Below are 20,273 nucleotides of genomic sequence, written 5' to 3' on the forward strand. Positions count from 1 at the left end.
CAGCGACTCCCGTGACCATCTGGGCTCGCCCGGCGGTGGCATGGTCCCGGTCGACGACGTCATCGGCCGCGCCGACTGGATCGTATGGCCGACCGCCCACTGGACTCGCCTGCACCGTCCGGACGCCTACGCGCGCGTGCCCGCAGCCGCAGCGGAGGGCACGCATGGGTAACCGGGGCAGGCCGCGTGGCGTACCCAGCAGTGCCACCGACAATCTGCTGCCCACCGGTGCCCGGCGTGCCGCCAGCCCGGCCGGCGGTCGTACACGCGCGGAACGACGCAAGCTCCAGCGCAAGGTCAAGCGACGCCGCAGGCACTCCGCGATGAAGGAGATACCCCTCCTCGTCGGTGTCGCCGTCCTCATAGCGCTCGTCCTGAAGACCTTCCTCGTCCAGGCCTTCGTGATCCCGTCCGGTTCCATGGAGCAGACGATCCAGATCGGCGACCGGGTCCTGGTCGACAAGCTCACCCCCTGGTTCGGCTCCAAGCCGCAGCGCGGGGACGTCGTCGTCTTCAAGGACCCCGGCGGCTGGCTCAAGGACGAGCAGACGACGGTGAAGAAGGAGGACCCCGTCGTCATCAAGCAGGTCAAGGAGGCGCTCACCTTCATCGGCCTGCTGCCGTCCGACGACGAGAAGGACCTCATCAAGCGCGTCGTCGGCGTCGGCGGAGACCGCGTCAAGTGCTGTGACACCCAAGGCCGGGTCACCGTCAACGGCGTTCCCCTGACCGAGGACTACCTGTATCCCGGCAACGCCCCCTCCACCCAGGAGTTCGACATCACCGTCCCGCAGGGTCGGCTGTGGGTGATGGGCGACCACCGCGCCAACTCCGCGGACTCGCGGGCACATCAGGACCAGGACTACGGCGGTACGGTCTCCGAGGACGAGGTCGTCGGACGGGCCATGTGGATCGCCTGGCCCTTCGGCCACTGGAGCACCCTGGACGAGCCGAGAACCTACGCTTCCGTGTCCGACTCGGCGACCGGGTCGACCGCGTCCGACCCGCTGTCGCATAGGGTTGCTTCCGACGATTCGAACGGAACGATCCAACTCCCGACCCCTGCGGAACTCCCGCTCGTTATGGGAGTGGTGGGCCTGCGTCGCGTATGGGGCAGGCAGCGGCACAGAGTAAGGAGTTGGCGTGGGGGATGTGGCGGTTGGCGCACGGTCCGGGCACGACGGCGAGGAGCACCGCGGACGCCCCGTGGACGCAGCCGACCCGGCCGCGGACGGCGCCGTGACCTCCGGGAATGACTCCGGAGGCGATGGACAGGGGCCGGGCGGGCAGCCCCCGACCGGTGGCGAGGGATCGGGAGCGGCCCCCACGCCGAAGAAGCAGCGCTCGTTCTGGAAAGAGCTGCCCATCCTCATCGGCATCGCGCTCGTCCTCGCGCTGCTGATCAAGACGTTCCTGGTGCAGGCGTTCTCGATCCCTTCGGACTCGATGCAGAACACCCTCCAGCGGGGTGACCGCGTCCTGGTCGACAAACTCACTCCGTGGTTCGGTTCCGAGCCGGAGCGCGGTGAGGTCGTCGTCTTCCACGACCCGGACAAGTGGCTGGCCGGTGAGCCCACTCCCGACCCGAACGCCCTTCAGACCTTCCTCAGCTGGATCGGCCTGATGCCGTCGGCGGAGGAGAAGGATCTCATCAAGCGCGTGATCGGCGTCGGCGGTGACACCGTCTCCTGTAAGGGCACGGGGCCGCTGAAGGTCAACGGGAAGGCGCTGAACGAGCCGTACGTGTACCCGGGGAACACGCCGTGCACGGTTGACGACCTGGGCGGCCAGTTCACGGTGAAGGTTCCCAAGGGTTTCATCTGGGTGATGGGCGACCACCGTCAGAACTCTCGTGACTCGCGCTACAACCAGTCGGACTCGAATCACGGCATGGTTCCTGTCGATCAGGTGGTCGGCCGCGCCATCGTCAAGGCATGGCCGATCAACCGCTGGGGCACGCTGCCGGTGCCGGACACGTTCGACCAGCCGGCACTCAGCCAGCCGGCGCCCCTCGGCGCCTTGCCCCCCGCGCCTGCCGAGCTCGCCCTAGCGCTTGTCCTGCCGATGGCCCTCCGGCGGCGTCCACTCGTGAGGGGAACGGCAGGCGAGGAGCGGTAGCGGATTCGCGCCGTACGACGGGATGGACAGCCCGAAGGCGGGGTCAAGGCGACGGCACGCCATGACCCCGGCCGGCAGACCGGACCACCAGGCTCTCGGCGGAGGCCGCACCGCGTCGTAGATCACGATTGCATTGCGCTCGAAAATTTATTCGCATCAGGTCGACGTCCCCCTCTAATGTGGTCCCGCTCCACAGGTGAACGATCCGTGAGCAGGGGGACAACAGTTGAAGAAGTTTCGGGCAGTGGGAACGCTGGTTGCCGCAGCAGCGCTGATCGGGATCGCGGGCTCGCCCGCGTCGGCCGGCACCAGCGTCACCTCTTGGGGGGTTAGCCTCAAGCAGGGATGCTCGTACGCCTCGCAGGGCACGTTCGATCACGACGGCGAGTGGTTCCGACTCAAGGACGTGTGCGCGGACGGCTGGTCTCCGGTCATGCGGGTGGATGTCGCGCCGTACTCGTCGACGACGAACGGCTACGACTTCGCCATCTGGAACACGACCGGCAACGGGACGACGACGAACGTCAACAAGAGTTACGCCGAGGGGACAGGCGTCTGCATCCAGGCGGGTTCCGGCGAGCACTCCAGTGGTGAATGGGGTAGCTGGGGCTACTGGACCTGCGGCACTGCCTGATCCCGAGGGCACCGGCCGACAGTGAGGGTGGCTTCCCCCCGGAATTTTCCGGAGGGAAGCCACCCTCGCTCTTTGCAGGGCCGGTGTGCTATTCAGAGGCGGCATTGCTGGTGTTGAGCGGTGGCGACGAGGCGAATCCCGCGTGGGCGACAGTCTGCCGGGTAGGCCGGGTAGGCCGGGTTGGGGTCGGGAGTGGATGTGGGAAGTGCCGCGCGTGGAAACGAGAACTCAGGTACGCGCCTCGGCGGAGTGCTGTCAGGGCTGGCCGTGGCGCTGGGCCTGGTGCTGTTCCTGGGCGGGTTCGCCTGGGGAGCGGTGATCTACCTGCCGTACACCGTGCCCACGAGTTCGATGGCGCCGACGATCGGCGCGGGCGACCGGGTGCTGGCCCAGCGCGTCGACGGCGGTGAGGTACGCCGGGGCGATGTCGTCGTCTTCACCGACAAGACCTGGGTGACCAACGCCCCCGTCGTCAAGCGTGTGGTCGCCGTCGGCGGCGACACGGTGGCCAGCACGGGCGGCAAGCTGACCGTCAACGGCAAGCAGATCGACGAACCGTATCTGGCCGATGACGGCTTGGCCGAGCTCCAGAACTTCCCGACGGTGACGGTGCCGAAGGGCAGGCTCTTCCTGCTCGGCGACGAGCGCAGCGGCTCCCTGGACTCCACGGCCCACCTCACGGACGCCGCCAAGGGCACCGTGGCGCGCAGCGCCGTGTCGGCCCGGGTGGACGCCGTCGTATGGCCCATGAACGGCATGCTGGAGCGCCCCACGAGCTTCGAACAGCTCGGCGCGCTGTCGTCGCCGGGGCCGCTGCGGACGATGGTCGCGCTGGTCGTCGCCGGCGGCGTGCTCGTCCTCGGCGGCGGCGCGTACGGCCCGATCGCGAACCGGCGGAGCAAGCGCGCCCGGACCGGCGCGGAGCCCGCGGATGCCCGCTGAGGCGACGCACGTGAGCGAGGACCCGTACGGCGACTCGTACGACGGTGGGCTGCGCAAGGTCGCCCGAGTCGTCCTCCTGGACCCGCAGGACCGCATTCTGCTGCTGCACGGCCACGAGCCGGAGGATCCCACCGACGACTGGTGGTTCACCCCGGGCGGCGGCGTCGAGGGGGAGGAGACCCGCGCGGAAGCCGCGCTGCGGGAACTCGCCGAGGAAACCGGCATCACGGAGGTCGAACTCGGCCCCGTGCTGTGGCGGCGGATGTGCTCCTTCCCGTTCGCGGGGCGTCGCTGGGACCAGGACGAGTGGTACTACCTGGCCCGCACCGCACAGACGGAGACCCGGGCCGTGGCCCTCACCGAACTGGAGCGGCGCAGCGTCGCCGGAGCGCGCTGGTGGACGTGTCAGGAACTTGCCCGAGCACATGAGACGGTGTATCCGACCAGACTCGCCGAGCTGCTGCGCACACTGCTCGACGAAGGTCCCCCCGCCGGGCCCGTGACCCTTGACTCCGAAATTGTCTAGGTACTGACGGGACTGGCGCACAATGGTGGGATCGCACGGCTGAAGGGGAACATGCCATGAGCGCCGAGGACCTCGAAAAGTACGAGACCGAGATGGAGCTCAAGCTCTATCGGGAGTACCGCGATGTCGTCGGTCTGTTCAAGTATGTGATCGAGACCGAGCGGCGCTTCTATCTGACCAACGACTACGAGATGCAGGTGCATTCGGTTCAGGGTGAGGTGTTCTTCGAGGTGTCCATGGCGGATGCCTGGGTGTGGGACATGTACCGGCCGGCGCGTTTCGTGAAGCAGGTCCGCGTGCTCACGTTCAAGGACGTGAACATTGAGGAGCTGAACAAGAGCGATCTCGAGCTTCCCGGTGGATGACACCCGATGACGGTTCACTCGCGGGGGTGAGGAAGTTATCCACAGCGGCGGACTTGTCCACCAAGATCCAATAGCTCGCTGAGCTGCCCTCATCGTTGGCGCCGGAGGTGGTGCCGACATGAACGCACGCAGTGCACTCGGTAGGTACGGCGAGGACCTGGCCGCGCGGCGGCTGGCCGAGGCCGGGATGACGGTTCTGGAGCGCAACTGGCGCTGTGGCAGGACCGGAGAGATCGACATCGTCGCGAGGGACGGCGATGTCCTGGTCGTGTGTGAGGTGAAGACCCGCAAGGCCAGCGGCTACGAGCATCCGATGGCAGCGGTCACCCCCGAGAAGGCTCAGCGCCTGCGCGGCCTCGCCGAACACTGGATCCACTCTCATGGCGGGGCGCCACCCGGAGGCGTCCGCATCGACCTGGTCGGCATCGTCCTACCCGACCGCGGCGCACCCGTGGTCGAGCACGCGCGGGGGGTGGCCTGACATGGGGTTCGCGCGTACGTGCTCGGTGGCTCTCGTGGGCGTCGAGGGGGTTGTGGTCGAGGTCCAGGCGGACCTGGAGCCGGGCGTCGCGGCGTTCACGCTGGTGGGGCTGCCGGACAAGAGCCTGACGGAGAGCCGGGACCGGGTGCGGGCGGCCGTCGTCTTCCCTGTCAAGTCAGCGTGTCGAGACTTTCCAAGGGCCCGGAGGGCCCGTGTGTTGGCTTGTGGCAGGGGCGCCGGAGGCGCCCCTGCCAGGGGATCTGTAAGGCGCGCTGTCACTCGTCCAGGTGGGCTGATCGCTTGCTGCGGAACTGGACGACGTTCGGTGCGGGCTGCGCGATCGCCTCGCGGAGTTGCTGGTTTTCCAGCGTCAGTTGGTTGACGGCACGAACGAGCGCGGGAACGTCGGAACGAAGCTGGTCGAGTTCTTCGTTCTTGTTGGCGATCGTCTTCTTGAGCTTCACGATCTTCTCGCGAAGCCGGGCTTCAACGTCTGGAGTTGCCCCGCGCTCTTTGACACGGTCGTAGAACTCATTTTTCAGATCGAGATGCCGCTGAGTGAGGGCATTCCTCGGGACGCCGGCTTCCTGAGCGAGGGCAACGATCGTGAGAGCCCCCGTGGAGGCCAGAGGAGCCCCCGTCAGGATGCGATCCATCGCCGCGCGGATACGATCACGTTCGTCAAGGGCGGGACTCACGAGGCAGCCTCCTGTCGGGTGATCCGGTTCTGGTCGTGGGCGTCGGCGTCAGCGCGGTCCTGAGCGGCTTTGGCCCGGAGCCGGGCGCTGACGGGCTCCGGTGTGTGGACGGCACGCTTGTCGTGGATGTCGGCACGGATACGGAGTTCGGCTGCGTGGGCGTCGGTGCGAACGATGTTTCCGCACCCGCGGACGCAACCGTCCAAGCTGGGGGTGTCCTTGATGCCGTCGCGCTGACAAAGTGCCCGATCGCGCTTGAACCGGCAGATCAGGAGGGCTTGAGGGTTGTCATAGAGCACGGCTCCGTCACGCGCTAGATATTTGCGGGCGTAGTCGGCCTTCACCTCTTGTCCCTCGAAGAGTGGAGTGCGAAGGGCCGCATGCAGCGCCTCTCTGGCTGCGGGCCCGGAGATGCCGCCGCCGGAGTCGAACTGTTCACGGAGGTCAGCGGCTGTTTCGGCGGTAGCCAGGACAGTTTCCATGTTGACCAGGTCGTGGATCCCGTTGCGGCTGCGGGAGCCGTATCCCCCGGAGACTTCGGTGTCCAGTGCGGTGCGCATGTGGCCGTACTGGATGGCGAGAGCGACGAGTCCGCCTGGGCGGCGAGCGATGTGCCAGGCCAGAGATCTGCGGAATCGTGAGGTGCCGATCTTGCCGTGCGGATCCGGAGGAATCACCTCGTGGGGGAGTCCTTGAGTGGCGGCCTCGGTGTTCACCCAGCTGACGAAGTCCTCGATCCGCTTCCGCATCGCACTGAGCTTCAGCGACCCGGTGCCTGCGCGAGAGGCCCGAATGTCGTGAATGCGCTGGTCGAAGAGAAGGCGGCCGGCGGGCACTATCCGTTCCAGCACGCGAATCGCGTTGACGACGGGCGTGATGGCCACCCAGGGCACGTCTCGTTCGATGCCGGCCGACAGGTGATTGCCGTCGTCGTCGGTGGCGGACTTGTATTCGTAGCTGCGGATCAGGTGGCGCCCGATCTTGCCCTCTTCGTCAGGCTCCGGGTCGGGGCAGCAGCCTGACCGCATACCGAGCAATTCTTCTGGGCGCATACCTGTCAAAAAGGCACAGACGATGAACGCGGCGGTGCCGAGATGCCTCATGAGGGTGGGGGTCTCGTTGAAGTCGAGCGCTTCCCGCCAGGGTGCTCCCGCGATCAGCCCGGTCACCGGAACGTCCAGAGGGCAAGGCCCGGGGCGTTCAGCTGCTGCCTGTGTCAGCCGATGGCGACTGTTCAACCTGTCGACTTGACCTGCTGCGGCGCCCGTCAGCCCCATCACGTAGGTCCGCGCGAAGGCGGGCTTCCCCTGCGTGCTGGACGCGGGAACGGGAGCCTGACCCGTGATCGCTGCGGCGAGGAAGTCGTCCAGGGCAGCCTTGCCCGAAGCCGTCGCGGTGTATCTGTTTCGCTCGGCAAGGTCGCTGATGCGCTTGGTCTCGGACCACGCGGCGAGGATGTCGTCGGCCAGATCGTCGATCATGCGCATGGCCCAGACCAACAGCGGACCCATCGTCTGCTCGACAAGGGGCTCTGTGCTGTTCTCGCCGGCGGCAGATGATGCTTGGGGCAGATAGTCATCCGCGCCGAGCTCGTCCCATGGCGGGCGTCCGATTCCTGCCGGCCTCGCACTGAGCTGGTCGAATGCCCACAACCGCGTCAGGCTGCCCAGAATCTTCTGAACGTGGTCTCGGCTGTTTCCGCTGTCCCGCATGCGCAGGCCGTACTCGTGCAGGACGCCGCTGTCGCAGTCGGCGAGGGTGTGGATGTCACGGGTCTCCAGCCATGCTCCGAGGGCCATCCAGAATCCCAGCGAGTCGCCCGTACTTTCTCCGGCGAGGCGGGCCCGCAGGCGGCCGGCCCGTTCCTTGAGGAAGGTGGGCCGCAGCTGCCCGTTGATCATCGTCCAGGCCACCAGGCGTATTTCCTCCCGCAGGGAAGCCGGGCACTTTTGCCAGTAGACCGAGTACCTCCGTGCACTGGGGTTTTCGATCAGGGGGGCGAGGGGCCAGACCTGGTCCGCGTAGCGAGCATTCAGGTGCGCATGTTGGGCGACGACGAGGTGGGCCGGGACGACAGCGGTGGTGGGATTGGGCAGAGGCAGGCGATAGGGGTCCAGTTCCAGGGCCGTGCTCATGCGTCGAGATCTCCGGTCAGCAGGAGGTGGATCAGTTCGCGGTCGGCGCTGGTGACCCGTGCCAGGGCCCGCTGCCAGCCGCCAGGGCCGATCTTCTTCTTGAGGTCTGTGAGGCGTGCGTGGGGATCGCTCCAGTCCCTCTCCCAGCGTGGTGGCGGCAGGACTGAACGCACGCTCGTCAGGGCCTCGTGCAGGTGGGCGAGACGGGGGTGATGGTCGGCGTGAACGCGTGCGTTCGTGCAGGCCAGACACATCAGGAACGAGGCGCCGCAACCCCCGTCCGGGGAGGAATAGGGGCCGTTGTCGAAGTCCGAGCAGTCCGCGGTCGCGGTCTCGACATCGTCAGGGTTGCGGGTGTCCCGCATCTCGGCGACCAGCACCGTTTCCCGAGCACGCAGGGCCGCGGCCTCGGCGGCGGCCGCGATGACGGGGACAGCTGCATCCTGGACCTGCTTGTCGGGCAGGACGTAGTCCCGGTCGTGGGATTCCTGTGAGTGCTGGGTCGGCTCACGACGGTTGACCGCGACTGCTGTCCTGCGTCCCCGCCGGAACGGGGAACCGCGGAGCCCTGCCAACTTCGCCCACTCGTAGCCGTTTCTCGATGCGAGGGTGAAGGCGAACGGGCCGACGTGCGGGTGATAGTCCTTGTCCGTCGTTTCCTGGTCCATGGTGTCCCTCCCGCGCCTGCCGACCCGGAAGACGATGAGGAGATCGGTGCCGGGAGCCATGTCCTCGACGATCGCGCGGGCGAAGCGGGTGGCCTGCAGCGCCTGGGTGATCAGGCGCCCCGGAGAGTCAGCACCGTGATCGGTGACGTTCTCGGTCGCGTACCAACTCCCGCCACCACGGCGACGCTTCTCGACAGGGATGCGGTAGGTCGGACAGCCGTCCAGACCGGGGTCCGGAGTGGCTTTCGGGACGACGGCCCGGTTGATCACGGACAGGTTCCATCCGTACTCGGCCAGCAGCAGGACTGCCAGCGCGGTGGCCTCGGTTCGCGAGAGGAACAGTCTCTGCCACGTCAGTTCCGTGGCCTGGCCGCCCAGCGCGCGGCGGTATTTCTTGACCAGGTTGCCCTTCCCCGTGGGGCCGACGAGGTAGGGAAGCTCGCCGGTGCGGGCCAGGATGTCCAGTGCCTCCCCGATGATCCAGTCCCGGCTGCCCTCCTCGAACTCTCCTGCCCGCCAGCGGTCCAACTGCAGAGCGTTCTCCTCGATCCGAAGCAATGCAGCCCGGAACATCCGCCGTGCCGCCGCTCTGATCTGGTCGAACTCCTTCGTGCCGTAGGACTGGGTCGTGCTCTTGGAGGCCGGGATGCGCCGGGCCAAGGCATCGGCCACGGTCCCGGACTGAAGTCGCGCGTCATCCCGCAGCATTGCGCAGACACTCCGAAAGGCGGAGCGGCCGCCGGCCGTCTTGCCCTTGTGCTCCCACCAACGGTCGATCAGGGTGCCGGTCAGCTCATCGAGATCACGAGGAGGCTGGTGCTGTTCGGACAGGTACTTCGTGAACGCCTTCAGGTAGTTCCACGGCTGCCTCGAAGACAAGTGAGAGGTCCAGTGATTGGGTCTGCAGCAGGCTGCGAACAGCACCGCGAGAGAGCGTTGCAGCGGCTCCGCGACCGGCAGTGTGGCGAAGTCGTAGTCCTTGACGCGGCCCGCCTTGTTGTAGTGATGAACGACCAGTCCGTCGGGCCCCAACGGCTCGGGGCGGGCGTGGTCTGCGGGAGGCAACGAGGCCTTGCGTCCACGGCCGCTCATGCGGCGTCACCGGCGCGGGGCTCCATGCGGTCGTCGATGTCCTGGATTCCCTCTGCGTTCCGGGCGACCCGGGCGAACACGCGGTCCAGGTCGGGCATCGGAGCGTCGACCGGTGTATCAGCTGTGGCGAGCATCGACTCCAGCTGCAAGTTCGCGACCGGCGAGAGGTAGTGCTTGACGGTGGTCTTCCGGTTGGCGTGGCCAAGCAGGTTCTGGACCAGGAACCACGGGTCACCGTAGAGAAGCCGGAAGTCCCGACGCTCTTCAGGCGTCAGCCCGTACTTCCGGTCCATCAGCTCGTTCAGGACGACCAACATGAACAAGGCGAAGGAGTGCCGGGCGGCATGTACCGTCGCGTAGGGGGCGTAGACCTTGTGCGGGTCCATGCCCATGCGCCGCGGCGGGGTCAGTACCTGTTCGCAGCGCTGGTTCGCCGTGCGGAACACGCCGTCCCATGAGTGCGGCTGGAACGGCAGCCCCTGTTCGTTGAGCCAGAGCCACAACGGCTCCGGACCGTGTGGCCCCTCCTCGAACAGTAGCGTCCGCTCCTGCCAGGTCAGCTTGTTGAGGTCACGCTCGCCGATGACGCCGTTCTGGTCGCACCAGCGGACCTTCGGCTTCAGGCCCCTGGTGACCTCAGTGACCAGCCACATCTCTGGCAGACGGTCGTAACGGCCGGCGAGCTGGGCCTGCCGAACCGCCCAGGCCCGCGAGGACTCCCTGTAGGTCTCCGTATCGCCGACCGCGCCGGCCGAGACGTAGTACGTCCGTGCCGATTTCGATCGGGTCACCTGCGCGGCAACTTTCCCGTGGTAGTACCGCCCGCCGTCCAGCCGCAGTTCGGGCACTTCGAAGGTCAGCAGCGACCCCGCCTCCAGCCGCCGCAGACCTGACGACCTCACCGTCCGTACGAACGCGACGTTGCGGTCCTCGAGCCGTCCCACCCAGCCCGGTTGCGGAACCCCGTCCCGGGTGTGGCCGCGAAGGCCCACGTCAGTCCACAAATCCCATGTGCGGGGCGTCAGCCAGTGCACGTTGCTCGGCCGGGAGTCCACGGCCTTCTGCTCAGCGACCGTCCTGACCTCGCCGTTTGGGCCCACCACCTCCCTCATGAGGACCGGGTTTCGAGTCAGGTAGCCCGCTTTCTTGGCCCACCCGTACAAACTCGTGAATGCTGCGAGCTCTCGATCCCACTTGGAGCCCCCGATCTGGTTCGGATTCGCTGCCGCGTGGCACCGCCAGTCTTCGTAATCCTCCAGATCTTTCGGCGTCGCCTCCGTCCATGACTTTCCGCGGTTGGACAGCGAGGTCAGGAGCAAGGCGATATCCGTCGTGTAGTTCCGCTTCGTTTCTGCCGTGTATTTACGGAAGACGCGGGACTGCCCGTAAAGGCTCAGAACCGGATCCACCCAGTGATCAGGCGAGAGGAAGATCGGATCCCCAGCCCGTACACCCACCTCGTCCTCCCGCGACGAGAGGTCGCCCCACCCCTCAAGCACCCCCTTCCGTACGCCGCCTCGTTCCGCGTCTCGCGGCACCCAGAACACTCGCCAACCCATCCGTGCGCACCCCTCTTGATCAGCTTCAACACGCTCATTCAATAGGGAAGCCATCAACTCGGGCGGCGAGTGGCCGCAGAAGAAGCTCACCGTCGGACTCAGCCCGGCATCGGTGCCCAAGGCAGGCAGCGGCTTCGACCTGGCTGTCGCCTGCGCCGTCCTCGGCGCCTCCGAGCGGATCGATCCGCGGGTTCTCGCCGACATCGTGATGATCGGTGAGCTGGGCCTGGACGGACGGGTACGTCCCGTGCGGGGCATCCTGCCCGCGGTGCTGGCCGCGGCGGACGCCGGCTATGAGCAGGTGGTCGTGCCGGAGTGCGCCGCGGCCGAGGCATCGCTGGTGCCGGGCGTGTCCGTCCTGGGGGTGCGCAGCCTGCGCCAGCTGATCGCCGTGCTCGCGGACGAACCCGTGCCCGACGAGGAGCCCGACGACCTGGGCCGGCCGGATCCACTGCTCGCGGGTCTGCGCGTGCCGGGGACGGGCGCGGCCACGGGCATCCACAGCATGGGAGCCGTCCAGCCCGACCAAGGGCACGACCTCGCCGATGTGGTGGGCCAGATGTCGGCGCGTACGGCCGTGGAGGTCGCCGCCGCGGGCGGGCATCACCTGTTCCTGGAGGGCCCGCCGGGCGCCGGCAAGACGATGCTGGCGGAGCGGCTGCCCGCCATCCTGCCCCGGCTGGCCAGGGAGGAGTCCCTGGAGGTCACAGCGGTGCACTCGGTGGCGGGGCTGCTGCCTCCCGGCAAGCCCCTGATCGACGTGGCCCCCTACTGCGCCCCGCATCATTCGGCGACGATGCAGGCACTCGTCGGCGGCGGCCAGGGCATCGCGCGGCCCGGCGCGGTGTCACTGTCCCATCGAGGTGTCCTCTTCCTGGACGAGACGCCGGAGTTCAGCGGCCAGGCCCTGGACGCCCTGCGGCAGCCACTGGAAGCCGGGCATGTCGTCATCGCGCGCAGCGCGGGCGTCGTGCGCTTCCCGGCGAAGTTCCTGATGGTTTTGGCTTGTGCACGCTCGGTCAGTGACCAAGTAGCTGTACGGTCCGCGGGTGTTGAGACAAGGTGCCTGGTCAGTCCACTACAGCTCGCGGGATCTGCCGCAGCCTGAGCCGCAGACCTGGCACCTGCAGGTTTCCACGGATGAGTGGGAGCTGTGGCTCGATGACCTGGGCATTCCCGACGGGACGCCGTACCTGTTGTCGCCGTGCTTCGTCTACGACGCGGACCTGAACTCGTACTTCCATCAGGTGAACTTGATGGAGGGCCCGCTGAACAGCCAGCTCAACCGGGCGTCGGCCCTCTGCCGCAAGTTGAACTTCCTGCACGAGAGCCGGGGCGGGAAGGACTGGCGGGACGCGACGGAGGCCGATCACACGGCCTACCACTACTGGCGGCGCCGTGATCCTCGCGGACCGCGCATCGACGGCGACACGTGGAGCCAGGAGGTCTCCCACCTGCAGCAGTTCTTCGTCTACGCGAAGAAGAAGTTGTGGGTGTCGGAGGTGCCGATCCCGCAGCGGCCGCGCCGTGACGGGCAGCACGAGCCGACGAAGGGTCGGCGGCGTTCGCGGCCCGACAGTACGGTGGAGACGGTTCCGGCGACCTACGCCCACGACGCGGGCGGCCAGGTCATGGAGTGGCTGCCTGCACCGTCCTACCGGCGGTGGCGGGACGTCGGGGTCCTCGGCTACGACCGCGAGGGCCTGCCCCGGGACAACTTCCGGGGCAGGTGGGCCCCGCGCAACGGGACCTTCACCGATTCCACGGTCCGCACCGGCCTGCGGCTGGAAGAGCAGTCCAGCCGTCTGATCACGGAAGTGCCGATCGGTCCGGGCCCGGCCGGCTACAGCAAGTGGTGGCTGCCCGCGGTGATCGCCAAGCGGAACTCCGCGCGCTGGGTCTACGAGCCGGCGTCGGTCCGCCGGGATCTGACGGCCTACGCGGCGGAGGACCGGCGGTGGGTCATCGAGGAGGCCCGCGAGGCGGGCCGTTACGGCAGGATCCGGCGGCCGATCGTGATCTTCGATCCGGAGAAGCCGCACCAGGCTCAGTACACCAGCGGCATCAACCGCGGCGAGAAGGTCGACGTCCGGCTTCTCGACCCGCGCGAGCGGCAGCGGCTGCTGATCGACACCGAGGACGGCCTGGAGCCCGCGATGTTCTGGCTCGGCGAGAGCGGGATGCCGCTGTCCTTGTCGACCTGGAAGGACATGTTCACCGACGCCAACCGCCGCTGCGAGGAACAGGGCCTCGACGTCTTCGCGCACGCCCACCTGCTGAGGCACACGTTCGCGGTCATCACCCTCGAACAGCTCCAGCGCGGGCACCTCGCAGCCCTCGGCGACATGAACCCGGCCCAGCGGCAGCACTACCAGCGGATCTTCGGCGACCCGATGGACTGGGTCCGCAAACGGCTCGGACACGCCTCGCAGCTGTCGACCTTGATCTATCTGCACGCCCTCCAGGAACTGGAGATGGAGACCCGCATGGCCTTGGTCCCCGACACCTGGGAGGACCCGCGCGACACCCCGCTCAGCGCCCTCGGGGACGAGAAACCGCCTGCTGACCTGCCCAAGACCGAGGTGGTGGAGGCATGACCCGACGCCGTGGCCGCGGCAGCACCGGCCCGGGCCGCCCGTCCGCCCTGCCGCCGGACGGCTACGAGGCGCCCGAACCGGTCACGAAGGGCATCGGGGGGAGCCTGGTCGTCGCCTTCCACGGGGATGACAATCGCCGCGCGAGCTTTGCCGTCGGCGACCTGCCGATGCCCGGCTGGCACCCGCTGCTGGCCGAGGCCCTGGCTCTGCGCATCGGCCCGAGCGGCGACATTCGCACTCTGGCCGGGGCCAAGGACAGCTGGCGGGCCCTGGCCAGTTGGGCCCGTTTCCTGGCGAGGACGGTCCCGCGTCCCGACATCCCCGAGGAACTCACCCGGGCCCACGTCGATGCCTTTCACAAGCGCGCCGACGCGACAGCGCGCACGAGATACAGCGACATGCTCGAGATGCGCCTGCAGTTCGAGGACAAGCACCTGAAGGGCCGGCTGCCCGCCGACGCCTGGGACGCCTTCAACCGGCGCCTGCCCAAGCCCAGGTCCGAGGCGGTCGGCGGCTACTCCGTCAGTGAGCTGGACCGGCTGACCGCGGCCGCACGCGCCGACACGGCCCGCGTCGTCCGCCGCATCCGCGCCGGCGAAGAACTCGTACGCCGACTCGCCGAGGACGCGGGGCAGGTCGAGCCGCAGCGAAGGGAGCTTGCCGAGGCCCTGGCAGCCATGGCGGCCACCGGCGAGGTCCCCCAGCTGGAGTTCAGCCTCGACCTTCGCCGGCGGCGGATCGAGCTCGCCTCTCACCTGTTCCTGACCTGGCGGGACATGGCCCCGCTGATGGCCTTGCTGGCCCTGGTCACCGAGCGCAACGGGGAGACCCTCAAGGAACTGCCGGTGAAGCACCGGATCCTGGAGGACCGGGCGGTCGAGCTGGTCGTGGTCAAACGCCGGCGCGGGGCCAAGAAGTGGTTCGAGACGGTGACCTGGGAGATCGGTCCGAAAGAGCGCGAACTGCACACACCCGGCGGCCTCTATCTCCTCCTGCTGGAGCTGACGGCCCGCAGCCGCGGGGTCTGCGGATCGTTGCTGGCCTTCTGCATCTGGCGCAACGGGATCGAGGGGCGCGACGAGCACTTCGCTCCCTTCGAGTCCGACCTCAGCGACGGCGGCCGCATCGCGATGTCCGACTGGGCGGCCGCCCGGCCCAAGCCGGTTCTCGCGGACCCGCCGCCCGCCGCGAAGACGAAGAAGGAAAAGGCCGGGAAACCGGTCAAGGAGCCGGTCTCCTCCGGCCCGGCGCCACTGAGGGTGACCTTCAACCGGATCAAGACCAGCGTCGATGCCCGCCGCACGAAGCAGCTCGGCGGGCACCTGCCCTCGTCGGCGAAGAGCAACACGGCCCAGACACTGTTCACGAACTACCTCAAACCGGATGAGGCGACTCGTGAGTGGGCCGAGGAAGTGATGACCGAGGCCCTTGAGGACGCGGAACAGGCGGCCTGGGACGCGCACGCGGCGGCCGTCGGCCGCCGCGGTGAGCCCACCGTGATTCCGGACGCCGAGTCGCCCGAGCAACTCCAGGACGCCGGTCTCCCTGCCCAGACCGCCCGTGACCTCGCCAGCGGCGACCTGGACACCGCCTGGACGGCCTGCGGGGACCACGATCACCACCCCGAGACCGGAGCCGTCTGCGGTGACTCGTTCCTCGCCTGCTTCCAGTGCGGGAACTGTCTGGTCACCCGGACCCATCTGCCGAAACTCCTGGGCCTGCTCCAAGGGCTGGGCGTCATGCGGCAGCGCATGAGCGAGGACGTCTGGTGGAAGCGCTACGGGCCTACCTGGGTCGCCGTCCGCCACGACATCCTGGCCAAGTTCACCCCGGCCGAAGTCGACAAAGTACGCCAGCAGCCCCTGCCCGACGCCCTTCTCGACCTGGTCGAAGCCCCCTGGGAACAGCCATGAGCATCGCCGTCTTCGCCGCCCGCCCCGAGGCCGTCACGCTCAAGGACCCGTACGTCCTGCACGGCCGTCGGCTGCGGGACGGCGTCAGCCTGGAGGACACCTCCCGCTACAGCCAGGACGTCTGGCGGCTGACCCCGGCCCGGCTCAAGGCCAACGAGCATGCCCTGATCCTGAACTTCCCCACCCTGCCGCAGCGGTTCCGCCCGTCCGCGAAGCGACTGTTTTATGCACTGCTGTCCCTGGAGGCACCCGACGGCGAGGAGAATCCCAGGATCGCGACCATCCGCGGCAGCTTCACCGAGATCAAGAGATTCCTGAAGTGGCTCGACCGCCGATGGCCGCCGCAGCGGAACGAACTGTCGGAACTCCTGCCCCGCGACCTCGACGACTACCGCAAGCACCTCTTGGCCCGGTTCCCGCACAACCAGTCGCAACGCGAACGGTCCCGGGGACCCCTGCGGCTGTTCTGGCGCTGGCGCCGCCATCTCGGGGAGGACGCCCTCGGGTTCGACCCGCTCCACCTCGACGGCTGGGGCGAGTCCCGGGCGGCCAGGAGCACGGAGAACGACACGGCCAGGCTCCCCGAGGAGGTCCTCGGCCCCCTTCTGGTCTGGGCCCTGCGGTTCGTCGACGACTTCGCCCCGGACATCCTCCAGGCGGACCGCCAATGGCACGAGGCCCGCGCGGACCGGCCCGCCCGCAGCACGGCCCACACCCACGTCGGAGCACGGCTGGAGAAGCTGCTTGGCGAGTACGTCGCCGCCGAACGCCCTCTGCCCGGCTATAAGGGCCAGCCGAGCATTTCCCACCTCGCCAACATCATCGGCTGCAACCGCGACAACATCGACCGGCACCGCCATCTGATCGATGACGCGGCGGCCGTCGTCGGCGTCACCGAGGGCGCGTTCGTCGAGGATCCCCAAGGGCGGCTGGACGGGAAGCCCTGGATCGAGTCGATCACGACCCACCACACGACGGCCAACAGCCTGTCCCGGCTCGCCCGGCATCTCCAGGCCGCCTGCTACATCGTGATCGCCTTCCTCAGCGGCATGCGGGACTGCGAGGCGAAACACGTCAAGCGGGGCTGTCTGGAGATCAAGTGCGATGAAGAGGGCCGTCCCTATCGCTGGAAGGTCAACAGCCTGGCCTTCAAGGGGGAGGAGGACGTCGCCGGCGTCCCGGCGACCTGGACGGTCAGCGCGGCCGTCGCTCGCGCGGTCGCCGTCCTGGAACAGCTCCAGCCAGCGGACCAGAACCATCTGTTCGCCCGGCTCCTTCATGGCTGCGGATCCCACAAGGGCGAGAACGAGGCTCTCGGGAACAAGGCGACTAACATGCACCTCAATGAGTTCGCCGCGTTCGTGAACCGGCTCTGCACCGACCACGGACGCACCGACACCATCGCCGCCGGCCGCGGCCAGCCGCTCAGGCTCAAGACCAGCCACTTCCGCCGCACCCTGGCCTGGTTCATCGCCCGGCGCCCCGGCGGCGTCATCGCTGGCGCCATCCAATACCGCCACCACAGCATCCAGATGTTCGAGGGCTATGCCGGCACCAGCGACTCCGGCTTCCGGGCCGAGGTCGAAAGCGAACAGGCCATCACCCGCGGCGAGATCTACATGGAGATGATCGAAGCCCACCAGCACCTCGACCTCGCTGGCCCCTCCGCCGAAGAAGCCGCCCGCCGGCTCAAGGACTTCGGCGATCGCGCCCAGTTCCAGGGCCAGGTCGCCCTCGACAAGCACCGCCTCAAAAGGATCATGAAGCGAAATGACCCGGCGATCTATCCCGGTGAGTACATCACCTGCGTCAACGACCCAGCGAAGGCCATCTGCGAGAAGGCGCGACGCGGCAACAGCGAGGGACTGCCCTGGGACGGCGGCTGCATGCCCCTGGCCTGCCGCAACGTCGCGCTGACCCCCGAGAACGTGGCTGCCTGGCAACGAGTGATCGCCGGCATCGACAAGCGTCTCGCCTCGCGGCCGACGCTGCCGCCTCTCCGGCGGCAGCACCTGCAGAACCGGCGGATCGAGGTCGTGGAGTTCCTGACGGCCAACGGGCAGGAGGCCGTCTCGGCATGACCCGCAACGTCCCCGACCTGCCCGAGGCACTGGTCCGCAAGCACCTCCAGGAGGTGCTGGACACCTGCCGGGAAACCAACAAACGACCCAGCGTCCTCATGCTGGCCCGCCGCCTCGACCTGACCAACACCACCTTCCGCCGCCGCTACCCCGAGATCGCCCGAGAGATCGCCGACCACCGAGCCGCCCCCGCCACCCCACGAAGCGGCCCGACCGAACACGACCGGCTCGTCGCCCGCAACGCGAAGCTCCGCCGACGCAACCGCGACCTGACCACTCAACTCGCCTTCGCCGCAGCCCAGATCCAGCACCTCGCCCTCCGCAACCAGCGTCTCCAGGAAGCTCTGGAGGAGGCATCGAAGGTCACGAGCATCAACAGGAAGTCCAGACTTCGTTGAGCCTGCAACAACAACATCTGTGCTATGCCGTCACTCTCGTCCGGGGCCAGGGGCGAGATGCGGTCAACGGTCAGTTCTCAACCGCGTCCACAAGCTGGCGGCCAACCCCTGTCCGTGCGGCCGCTTCTCCCGCACGGACGACCTGTGCGAGTGCCCGCCCTCGGCGATCCGCCGCTACCAGTCGCGGCTGTCCGGGCCGCTGCTCGACCGAGTCGACCTCCGGGTCGAGGTGGACCGTGTCACGCGCGCGCAGCTGACCGAGCGCGGGGCCCGCGGCGAGGCCACCGCGACCGTCGCCGACCGGGTGCGCGCGGCCCGGGAGCGGGCCTCTGCCCGGCTTGCCGGGTCCCCGTGGCGGACCAACAGCGAGATTCCCGGACGTGAGCTGCGCAGCCGCTGGTACGCGGCGATCGGGGCCATGGACGAGGCGGAACGGAACCTGGAACGCGGCGCCCTGACCGCACGCGGACTCGACCGGGTGCTGCGCGTCGCCTGGACCGTCGCCGACCTCGTCGGCCACGACCGGCCCGACGCCACCGACGTCGCCCTGGCACTCCAGCTGCGCACCGGTGTCCCGCGTGGCGTGCCCATGGCCATCGGGGCACTGACGTGAACGGGAGTGCGGCTCCGGACGACGAACTGCTCGGCCGGGCCTATCTCAGCCGGGTCGTCGAGCCCGGTGACGAGGTCGCCGGGCGGTGGGTGCGGGAGTACGGCGTGGAGGAAGTCGTCCGTCGACTGCGGGAGGGGACGGCAGTCCTGCCGGGGGTGAGTTACAAGCGTTGGGACGGGCTGCGGGCCCGGGGGCTGCGCGCCGAGCCCGGTCGGGATCTCGCCGTCGCTCGGGAAGCAGGAGTGCGGTTCCTCTGCCCGGGGGACGTCGAGTGGCCGGGGCAGCTCGACGATCTGGGGGACGCCCGGCCGATCGGCTTGTGGGTGCGAGGGCCGGCCAGCCTGCGGATGTGGGCCCTGCGGTCCGTGGCCGTCGTCGGAGCCCGGGCCTGTACCGAGTACGGCGCGCACATGGCGGTCACACTGGCCGGCGGGCTCGCCGAGCGGGGGTGGGTGGTCGTGTCCGGCGGTGCCTACGGGGTCGACGGTGCCGCTCATCGCGGTGCCCTCGGATCCGGCGGAGCCACCGTCGCCGTGCTGGCCTGCGGGGTCGACCGGCCCTATCCGCGCGGGCACACCCAGTTGATCAACAGGATCGCGGAGCAGGGGCTCGTGATCGGGGAGCTGCCACCGGGGGACCATCCGACGCCCAGCAGGTTCATCGTGCGGAACCGGGTGATCGCGGCCCTGACCCGGGGCACGGTGGTCGTGGAGGCCGCCCACCGCAGCGGCTCGCTGGTCACCGCGCGGGCCGCCCAGCGGCTGGGGCGTCACACGATGGGAGTCCCCGGCCCGGCCACCAGTGGCCTCTCCGCGGGCGTGCACGAACTCCTGCGCGGTGATGCCGTGCTTGTCACCGACGCCGCCGAGGTCGTCGAACTCGTGGGCGACATGGGAGAACTCGCCCCGGAGCGACGCGGCCCCGTCCTGCCGCGCGACCTGCTGGAACCGGCGGCGCGCAGAGTCCTGGCCGCGCTGCCCGGTCGGCACGCGGCGCGAGCGGACGAGGTGGCGCGCGGCGCGCAGACCACCGAGGACGACGCGATCGCGAGACTGTACGAACTCCGCTCACTTGGTTACGTCGAACGACACGGCGACAGCTGGAAGTTGACACGCCAGGCGATGATCTCCGTTCGCGCCGGTCGGAGCCGATGTTGACCGAGCGTGTTCGGCCGTACGGGGGAACACGGACGCCCTTGAGAATTCCCCCAGTTGGGGTGTTCATGTGATCACGTAGAGCGACCGCAATGACCTGGCGGGGCGTCCAGCGGAACGTATCTGCGCACGGCTTCCGCTCCGCCCTTCGCGCACCGCGACACTTCAGTCACGCTACGCTCACGTGGATTCCGGCTCAGACCGGCACCTCGGTATCGGAAGGTCCCCAGAACGGCACCAGTGCGACATCAGACCGACAGCTCCACCAGGCACCCCCACTTCACGGCAGAACGGCACAA

Annotated in this window: 16 protein-coding genes and 4 pseudogenes; 16 read left to right on the forward strand and 4 right to left on the reverse strand. The window is 68.4% G+C overall.

Annotation, left to right across the window (positions count from 1 at the left end; genetic code table 11):
• The 9 genes and pseudogenes from ACFU95_RS45955 to ACFU95_RS45995 form a co-directional block, all read left to right on the forward strand.
• A pseudogene (locus ACFU95_RS45955) lies at positions 1-172 on the forward strand (signal peptidase I); the annotation flags it as partial.
• A complete protein-coding gene (gene lepB, locus ACFU95_RS45960) occupies positions 165-1,256 on the forward strand; it encodes a signal peptidase I (RefSeq protein ID WP_383842125.1) in 1,092 nt (363 codons plus the stop codon). The pseudogene ACFU95_RS45955 and the gene lepB (ACFU95_RS45960), both read left to right, overlap by 8 nt.
• Positions 1,144-2,118 (forward strand): signal peptidase I, encoded by a 975-nt coding sequence (gene lepB, locus ACFU95_RS45965; protein WP_383842128.1) that lies wholly within the window; start codon positions 1,144-1,146, stop codon positions 2,116-2,118. The genes lepB (ACFU95_RS45960) and lepB (ACFU95_RS45965) overlap by 113 nt, the downstream gene beginning before the upstream one ends.
• Positions 2,119-2,362: 244 nt before the next feature.
• Entirely contained in the window at positions 2,363-2,752 is a 390-nt protein-coding gene (locus tag ACFU95_RS45970; protein WP_383842131.1) for a hypothetical protein, read from the forward strand.
• Positions 2,753-2,950: 198 nt separating this feature from the next.
• Positions 2,951-3,694: a signal peptidase I gene (lepB, locus tag ACFU95_RS45975; RefSeq protein ID WP_383842134.1), complete on the forward strand. Its 744-nt coding sequence runs from the start codon at positions 2,951-2,953 to the stop codon at positions 3,692-3,694.
• Positions 3,684-4,220 (forward strand): NUDIX hydrolase, encoded by a 537-nt coding sequence (locus tag ACFU95_RS45980; RefSeq protein ID WP_383842136.1) that lies wholly within the window; start codon positions 3,684-3,686, stop codon positions 4,218-4,220. The genes lepB (ACFU95_RS45975) and ACFU95_RS45980 overlap by 11 nt, the downstream gene beginning before the upstream one ends.
• Positions 4,221-4,276: 56 nt before the next feature.
• Complete coding sequence (locus ACFU95_RS45985) at positions 4,277-4,585, forward strand: DUF2469 domain-containing protein (RefSeq protein WP_003965949.1); 309 nt, start codon at positions 4,277-4,279, stop codon at positions 4,583-4,585.
• Positions 4,586-4,703: 118 nt separating this feature from the next.
• Positions 4,704-5,066 (forward strand): YraN family protein, encoded by a 363-nt coding sequence (locus ACFU95_RS45990; protein ID WP_383842139.1) that lies wholly within the window; start codon positions 4,704-4,706, stop codon positions 5,064-5,066.
• Position 5,067: 1 nt separating this feature from the next.
• Positions 5,068-5,229: pseudogene (locus ACFU95_RS45995) on the forward strand (magnesium chelatase domain-containing protein); the annotation flags it as partial.
• Positions 5,230-5,341: 112 nt separating this feature from the next.
• Here ACFU95_RS45995 and ACFU95_RS46000 read toward each other — a convergent pair.
• The 4 genes from ACFU95_RS46000 to ACFU95_RS46015 are packed head-to-tail and all read right to left on the reverse strand — an operon-like array spanning position 5,342 to position 11,338.
• Complete coding sequence (locus ACFU95_RS46000) at positions 5,342-5,764, reverse strand: hypothetical protein (RefSeq protein ID WP_383842142.1); 423 nt, start codon at positions 5,762-5,764, stop codon at positions 5,342-5,344.
• Complete coding sequence (locus ACFU95_RS46005; protein ID WP_383842145.1) at positions 5,761-7,899, reverse strand: integrase; 2,139 nt, start codon at positions 7,897-7,899, stop codon at positions 5,761-5,763. Before ACFU95_RS46005 ends, ACFU95_RS46000 begins: the two co-directional genes overlap by 4 nt.
• The gene (locus ACFU95_RS46010) at positions 7,896-9,659 is read right to left on the reverse strand and encodes a hypothetical protein (protein ID WP_383842148.1); all 1,764 of its coding nucleotides are present in this window, start codon (positions 9,657-9,659) and stop codon (positions 7,896-7,898) included. Before ACFU95_RS46010 ends, ACFU95_RS46005 begins: the two co-directional genes overlap by 4 nt.
• On the reverse strand, positions 9,656-11,338 hold the full coding sequence (locus tag ACFU95_RS46015) for a site-specific integrase (protein ID WP_383842150.1): 1,683 nt from the start codon (positions 11,336-11,338) through the stop codon (positions 9,656-9,658). The genes ACFU95_RS46010 and ACFU95_RS46015 overlap by 4 nt, the downstream gene beginning before the upstream one ends.
• Between ACFU95_RS46015 and ACFU95_RS46020 the strand changes: the two are divergent.
• The 7 genes and pseudogenes from ACFU95_RS46020 to dprA form a co-directional block, all read left to right on the forward strand.
• Positions 11,271-12,224 (forward strand): annotated as a pseudogene (locus tag ACFU95_RS46020) (YifB family Mg chelatase-like AAA ATPase); the annotation flags it as partial. The gene ACFU95_RS46015 and the pseudogene ACFU95_RS46020 sit on opposite strands and share 68 nt — an antisense overlap.
• 43 nt (positions 12,225-12,267) lie before the next feature.
• Positions 12,268-13,815, forward strand: a complete 1,548-nt coding sequence (locus ACFU95_RS46025; RefSeq protein WP_383842153.1) for an integrase — start codon at positions 12,268-12,270, stop codon at positions 13,813-13,815.
• Positions 13,812-15,728: a hypothetical protein gene (locus ACFU95_RS46030; RefSeq protein WP_383842156.1), complete on the forward strand. Its 1,917-nt coding sequence runs from the start codon at positions 13,812-13,814 to the stop codon at positions 15,726-15,728. Before ACFU95_RS46025 ends, ACFU95_RS46030 begins: the two co-directional genes overlap by 4 nt.
• Entirely contained in the window at positions 15,725-17,809 is a 2,085-nt protein-coding gene (locus ACFU95_RS46035) for a hypothetical protein (RefSeq protein ID WP_383842159.1), read from the forward strand. The genes ACFU95_RS46030 and ACFU95_RS46035 overlap by 4 nt, the downstream gene beginning before the upstream one ends.
• On the forward strand, positions 17,806-18,207 hold the full coding sequence (locus ACFU95_RS46040) for a hypothetical protein (RefSeq protein WP_383842162.1): 402 nt from the start codon (positions 17,806-17,808) through the stop codon (positions 18,205-18,207). The genes ACFU95_RS46035 and ACFU95_RS46040 overlap by 4 nt, the downstream gene beginning before the upstream one ends.
• A gap of 94 nt (positions 18,208-18,301) precedes the next feature.
• Positions 18,302-18,820 (forward strand): annotated as a pseudogene (locus tag ACFU95_RS46045) (ATP-binding protein); the annotation flags it as partial.
• The gene (dprA, locus tag ACFU95_RS46050) at positions 18,817-19,977 is read left to right on the forward strand and encodes a DNA-processing protein DprA (RefSeq protein WP_383842165.1); all 1,161 of its coding nucleotides are present in this window, start codon (positions 18,817-18,819) and stop codon (positions 19,975-19,977) included. The pseudogene ACFU95_RS46045 and the gene dprA, both read left to right, overlap by 4 nt.
• The last annotated feature ends 296 nt before the right edge of the window (positions 19,978-20,273 follow it).

The sequence above is a fragment of the Streptomyces sp. NPDC057623 genome, assembly GCF_042800355.1.
In the GTDB taxonomy this organism is placed as follows: Bacteria; Actinomycetota; Actinomycetes; order Streptomycetales; family Streptomycetaceae; genus Streptomyces.